5 protein-coding genes and 1 pseudogene are annotated in these 5795 nt (G+C 63.2%); all 6 read left to right on the top strand.

Annotated features, from left to right (window positions below):
• Positions 1-367, top strand: a 367-nt coding sequence (locus AC1DOC_RS22260; RefSeq protein ID WP_478130498.1) for a BrxR family transcriptional regulator, incomplete at its 5' end; no start/stop codon positions are given.
• Between the two features lie 19 nt (positions 368-386).
• Entirely contained in the window at positions 387-1187 is an 801-nt protein-coding gene (locus AC1DOC_RS22255; RefSeq protein WP_478081479.1) for a hypothetical protein, read from the top strand.
• Between the two features lie 4 nt (positions 1188-1191).
• The gene (locus AC1DOC_RS22250; protein ID WP_478129205.1) at positions 1192-1725 is read left to right on the top strand and encodes a BREX protein BrxB domain-containing protein; all 534 of its coding nucleotides are present in this window, start codon (positions 1192-1194) and stop codon (positions 1723-1725) included.
• A gap of 14 nt (positions 1726-1739) precedes the next feature.
• Entirely contained in the window at positions 1740-4124 is a 2385-nt protein-coding gene (gene brxC, locus AC1DOC_RS22245) for a BREX system P-loop protein BrxC (protein WP_478130497.1), read from the top strand.
• Between the two features lie 71 nt (positions 4125-4195).
• Complete coding sequence (locus AC1DOC_RS22240; RefSeq protein ID WP_478130496.1) at positions 4196-5089, top strand: hypothetical protein; 894 nt, start codon at positions 4196-4198, stop codon at positions 5087-5089.
• Positions 5090-5102: 13 nt separating this feature from the next.
• Positions 5103-5795: pseudogene (locus AC1DOC_RS22235) on the top strand (SAM-dependent DNA methyltransferase); the annotation flags it as partial.

The following is a 5795-nucleotide window of genomic DNA, read 5'->3' as shown; positions in this document are numbered from 1 at the left end:
CATCAAGCACCCGCAGGTGTTGAAGAGCGAGAAGCCAGCGCCGCACGAACTCAGCGACCAGGACATTCAGTGGACTCGCATCGTGGAGCTGGACTTGGTACCTCACCCAGATCAGCCGCGACCTGAGATCACCGAGATGGACTACCGCATGGAAGATGGCGCGCTACGGCTAAAGCTGCGTGCARCTACCGCCGGATACATCTTGCGCAAATGGAGCGTGGACTGCTCGCCCGACCATAGCCTTCGTGGCCATGAATACCGCCTATGGCTGAAGGACCACCTAGCCATCTACGGAGTGAAGAACGCCGTCTTGGCGCCTGGCTACCGCTCACCCGACCAACAACGGATCGACGCCGATGCCGACTGAATACCAGGACTGACCCAACGTGATCGTCGAGAACAAACACAACAGCAAGCTGGAACGACTCGGGTTCAGTTTCGAGCGCGGTGGCGTCCATACCGCCCGGACGATGATGCTCGCCGAGCTGCGCGCCCTGCTGTCCTTTGTTGATGCAGCTGACGCGGCCAAGGCCGACTATCTTGAAGCCATCCAGACCGCCAATTGCCTGGGCAAACGATCAGGCAGGACGCGGGCGCTGACCTTCCGGCACCTGGCCGATCTCTATGCGCTTGACCCCAGCTTGTTGGTGTTCCGCGCTCTGCGTTTCTTCTGGCAGCGCGACGTGGACGAGCAGCCGGTGTTGGCAGCACTGTGCGCCTACTCTCGCGACCCGATTCTTCGGGCCACAGCGCCCTTTGTCCTGGGATTCCAGGAAGGGGCCACTGTCACCCGTGAGGCGATGGAACAGTTCCTCGATGCGCAAGAGCCGGGACGCTTCAGCAAAGCCACGCTCAAGTCCACCGCGCAGAACATCAACTCGTCCTGGACCCAGTCGGGCCATCTCGCTGGCCGCGTCCGCAAGGTACGCGCCCGCGTCGTGGCGACGCCAGGCGCAGCGTCGTTGGCCCTTCTTCTAGGGTACGTCAGCGGTCTGCGGGGGGAATCGCTCTTCAAGAGCGACTACACCCGGATGCTCGACTGCTCCTTTGAAAGGACGCTCGAGTTGGCCGAGGACGCATCGCGCCGTGGCTGGATCTCGCTCAAGCGCGTCGGCCAGGTGATCGAGGTGCTCTTTCCGAACCTGATCACCGCGCAGGAAATGGTGTGGCTCCGTGAGCAGAATTAAGCGATTGATCCAGTCGTACAGCAAGTACGTGGCTGTGCCATGGCGCGATGACGCCGCGGCCGCTCAGCGCGTCATTTTCTGCGTGTATCACGAGACGGAAGAGCTACGCCTTCGGGCCAAAGTCGACGAGTTCGAGATCGCCACCCGCGCGGCGGGTCATGACTGGGCCCTTTTCGACCTGACGGACTCGTTCCCGAACTGGCTGGCGTCCCAACGGTACGCCAAGAGCTACTTCCAAAAGCCCAACCTGCTGTCCACGCTGCTGCCCAAGTACCTCAGCCACATCGAAGCCGAGTTCGAGGCCTTCCTGCAAGACAAGAACGTCGGTGAAGAGTTTGTCGTGGCGCTCCAAGGCGTGGGCACTCTGTTCGGCTTCCTGAAGGTCAAGGAAGTCGTGGACAAGCTCGCTCCCAAGGTGAAGGGCCGACTGCTGGTGTTCTTCCCCGGCAGCTACGAGGACAACAACTATCGCTTGCTGGATGGGTACGACGGCTGGAACTACCTCGCCGTACCGATCACCGCAGACAAAGAATTCTGAACGAGGGGAAGCACATGCTCAATCGCGACATCTACCAAAAGGACCCGTCGACCCGAAAGCTGGTCAACGAGGGCGTGGCCAGCGTCAACGACGAAAGGACCAACCAGGCGCTGTCCGTCCTTCGGTACGAGCTCGAAACCTTCGTCTGCGATGGCCAGTACGAAACCGGCCTGGAACACATCCTCGACGTCTACCTGAAGAACATCGAGCAGGCCGAGCAGCCTGCCGTGTGGGTCAGCGGCTTCTACGGCTCGGGCAAGTCACACCTGGTCAAGATGCTGCGTGCACTCTGGGTCGACAGCGCCTTTGACGACGGCGCCACCGCACGTGGCATCGCGAACCTACCACAAGGCGTGAGCGACCAGCTCAAGGAGCTCAGCACCCAGGCGAAGCGTCACGGCGGTTTGCATGCGGCGTCTGGCACGCTGGGCTCCAGCTCGCGCGACAAGTCCGTGCGCATGGCCCTGCTGGGCATCCTCTTCAAGTCCGTCGGCCTGCCAGAGCAGTACCCGGTGGCGCGCTTTGTCATGTGGCTCCAGCACGAAGGCATCTACGACGCCGTGCGGGGCCATGTTGAGAAGAGCGGTTTCGACTGGAACGAAGAGCTCGACAACTTCTACGTGGCCGAGGGCCTGCACGAGGCCCTGGTCAAGGCCAAGCCCAATCTGTTCACGTCGCCAGCGTCCTGCGTCGAGACATTGAACAACCTGTACCCCTATGTGCAGGACGTCTCCAGCGGCGACATGCTCAAGGCCATTCGCCAGGCGCTGACCCGCGACGGCAAGTTCCCCCTCACCCTGGTGGTGCTCGACGAAGTGCAGCAGTACATCGGCGAGGACAGCCAGCGCTCCATCGACGTGCAGGAAGTGGTCGAGGCCTGCTGCAAGAACATCGGCGCCAAGATGCTGTTCATCGGCACCGGCCAAACCGCTGTCACCGGCACCTCCAACCTCAAGAAGCTCGAAGGCCGCTTTACCGTGCGCGTCGAGTTATCAGACGCGGATGTGGACGCGGTGATCCGAAAGGTCATCCTGGCGAAGAAGCCAGAAGCCAAGGCACCGGTCGAAAAGGTGATGCAGACCAACCTCGGTGAGATCTCGCGTCACCTGGCCGGCACCACCATCGGGCATCGCGCCGACGACATCCAATTCTTCCCGCAGGATTACCCCATCCTGCCGGTGCGCCGCCGCTTCTGGGAGAGCACCCTGCGCGTGCTGGACCAGACCGGCACCGACAGCCAGTTGCGCAATCAGCTCTCGATGATCCACAAAGTCATCCAGACCAACCTGGGTGCATCTGTCGGCAGCGTCGTGCCGGCGGACTACCTCTACTTCGACGCAGCCGACAAGCTGCTGCAGTCGCGCATCCTCCCGCGCGAGGTGCATGAGAAGACCATGGTCTGGACCAAGGGCACCGACGACCGGCGCCTGATGGCACGGTCCTGCGGCCTGGTGTTTCTCATCAACAAGCTAGCCAGCAGCAACAACGAGATCGGCATTCGCGCCACCGTCGACACCTTGGCCGACCTGTTGGTGGAAGACCTCACCCATGGCTCCAGCGCGCTGCGCAGTAAGCTCCCGGGCGTGCTCGACAAGTGCGAGCTGCTGATGAAGGTGGGTGACGAGTACCGCATCCAGACCGAGGAGAGTGCCGCCTGGAACGACGAGTTCCTCAGCCAGCGCAACAGCCTGGCCAACGAAGCCCATCGCGTGGATGCGGAGCGAGACGACCGCATCCGCCGCCGCTTCGGCGAGATGGTGCGCAAGCTCTCGCTCACCCAAGGCACCTCCAAGGTTACGCGCGACATCTTCCCGGTGTTCGATGCCCAACTGCCGGCTGACGCCAGCGAGAAAGTCTGCGTCTGGGTTCGCGATGGTTGGAGCATCGACGAGAACTCGGTGCGTGCCGACGCTCGCCAGGCGGGCAACCAGTCGCCCACCGTGTTCGTGTTCATCCCCAAGCGCTCGGCCGACGACCTGCGGCACTACCTAATCGACTTCAAAGCCGCCAGCGCCACGCTGGACAAACGCGGCGTTCCCAACACCGCCGAGGGCACCGAGGCTCGCTCGGCGATGGAGACCACCAAGCAGACCGCCGAAGGCAAGATCCGCGAACTGCTGCAAGAGGCCTTCTCTGGCGCCCGCGTCTTCCAAGGCGGCGGCAACGAGATCCTGGGCAACGACCTTCAGGACATGACGCTGGAAGCCGCCACCAACGCGCTGCAGCGGCTCTACCCGCAGTTCCACATCGCCGACCACGCCGGTTGGCCGAAGGTCTACGAGAAGGCGCAGAAGGGGGCGCCGGATGCCCTCAAGAGCGTGGGCGACGACGGTGAGCCCGCCAAGAACCCGGTCTGCAAAGCCATCCTGGCCTTCATTGCCGGCGGGTGGCCGGGCTGATCCGCGCCCAGGACGACAAGGGCCAGACCATCGAATCGAAGGACCTGGAGCGCAAGGTCATCGGCAAGACCATGTTCAAGGTCGAGTCGGCCACGGTATCAGCGGCGCAGCGCATTCAAATCCGCAAGGTGCTGCAAAAGGTCGGCCTCACCGCCAAGCAAGGCGAAGAGCTGGCCCTCGTGCCGCAGTTCCTGGTCAGCGCGCAAGAACTGGCCAACCGCGCTGGGGGCGACGCCCCAAGGCCGGCACGCCCTGCCACAGCGGGCCTCGAAGAGATCCGCCTTACCGCCGGCAACGAGCAGCTCCTGGCCCTGTACAACCAGCGCGACGAACTCAGCGCCGCCATCGACACCTGGACGGATCTGGCCGAGCGCATCGACAAGCGCATGCCCGCCTGGAACACGCTCAAGCGCCTGCTGGCCCAGGCCAATGGGTTGTCGGGTGCCGAAGTCTTGGTGGCGCAGGTCACGCATCTGGAGCAGCAGCGCCAGTTGCTGGAAGAGCCCGACCCCGTCGCCCCCCTGGTGGCCAGCCTGACGCAGTTGCTGCGCGACGAACTGAACCGGCTGCACGCTGACTACCAGACCCGTCACAAGAACGGCATGGCGCGCCTAGAGGCCGACACCAACTGGAAGCAGCTGGAGCCCGAGCAGCGCAACAGCCTGCTCGCCGCCCCAAAGCTCACCCTCACCGATGCGCCCAAGGTGCAAGTGGCCAACACCGACGAAGTACTGGCGACGGTGGATCGCCTGTCGCTGTCGTCGTTCGCCGACCGCGTGGCCGCCATCGACGCGCGCTTTGATGCCGTGCTGGTGGCCGCTGCCGAGCTGATGGAGCCCAAGGCGCAGTTCATCAAGCTGCCTAGCCGCACCATCAAGACCGATGAAGACATCGAGGCCTGGCTGCTAGATGCCAAACAGACCATCGCACAGGCCCTGAAAAAAGGCCCAGTCATCCTTCACTGAGGCCTGATTCCCCATGATGCACGCACTCGACAAAGACCTGCGCAGCGCGCTGGAAAAAACCGTCAAAGCGGCCCGCACGGTGGCGGAAACTGCCGCGTATGCGGCCGTGGACCAACTGCGCGTTGGCCACGACAAGCCCGAAGCGTTTCTGAGCGATGCCGAGAAGGCGCTGCGCAACCGGCTGCGCACCCACAGCAAACAGCTCGGTGACGCCCGCGACTCGAAGAGCACCAACCCAACTTACGGCAAGCAGGAGGTACAGCACCTGGTGCAAGAGGTGGCCTATCAGCACTGGCACCGCATGCTGTTCGCCCGCTTCCTGGCCGACAACAACCTGCTGATGTACGACGGCGTGGCCGTCACCATCGAAGAGTGCGATGAGTTGGCCACCGACGAAGGCGCCAAGAACGGCTGGGAGTTGGCCGGCAAGCTGGCAGCCCGCATGCTGCCGCAGGTGTTCAAGCCCGGCTCGCCGGTGTTCGAGCTGACGTTTGCGCCCGAGCACCAGAGCGAGCTCGAACGCCTGCTCAAGGATCTGCCAGATGCCGTGTTCAAGGGCAGCGACAGCCTGGGCTGGGTGTACCAGTTCTGGCAGGCCGACAACAAGGACCGCATCAACAAGTCGGAAGTGAAGATCGGTGCCGACGAGTTGCCCGCCGTCACCCAGCTCTTCACCGAGCCTTACATGGTGGCCTTCCTGCTGCAC

Source organism: Variovorax sp. 01T439_2, from assembly GCF_056398445.1.
The sequence above is the reverse complement of the archived record's forward strand: the minus strand, read 5'-3'. Positions and strand labels throughout refer to the sequence as shown.

What these genes read in the sequence shown, in the direction of transcription:
- brxC (WP_478130497.1), top strand. Translation starts at nt 1,740, where the DNA reads ATGCTCAATCGCGACATCTACCAAAAGGACCCGTCGACCCGAAAGCTG.
- AC1DOC_RS22240 (WP_478130496.1), top strand. Translation starts at nt 4,196, where the DNA reads ATGTTCAAGGTCGAGTCGGCCACGGTATCAGCGGCGCAGCGCATTCAA.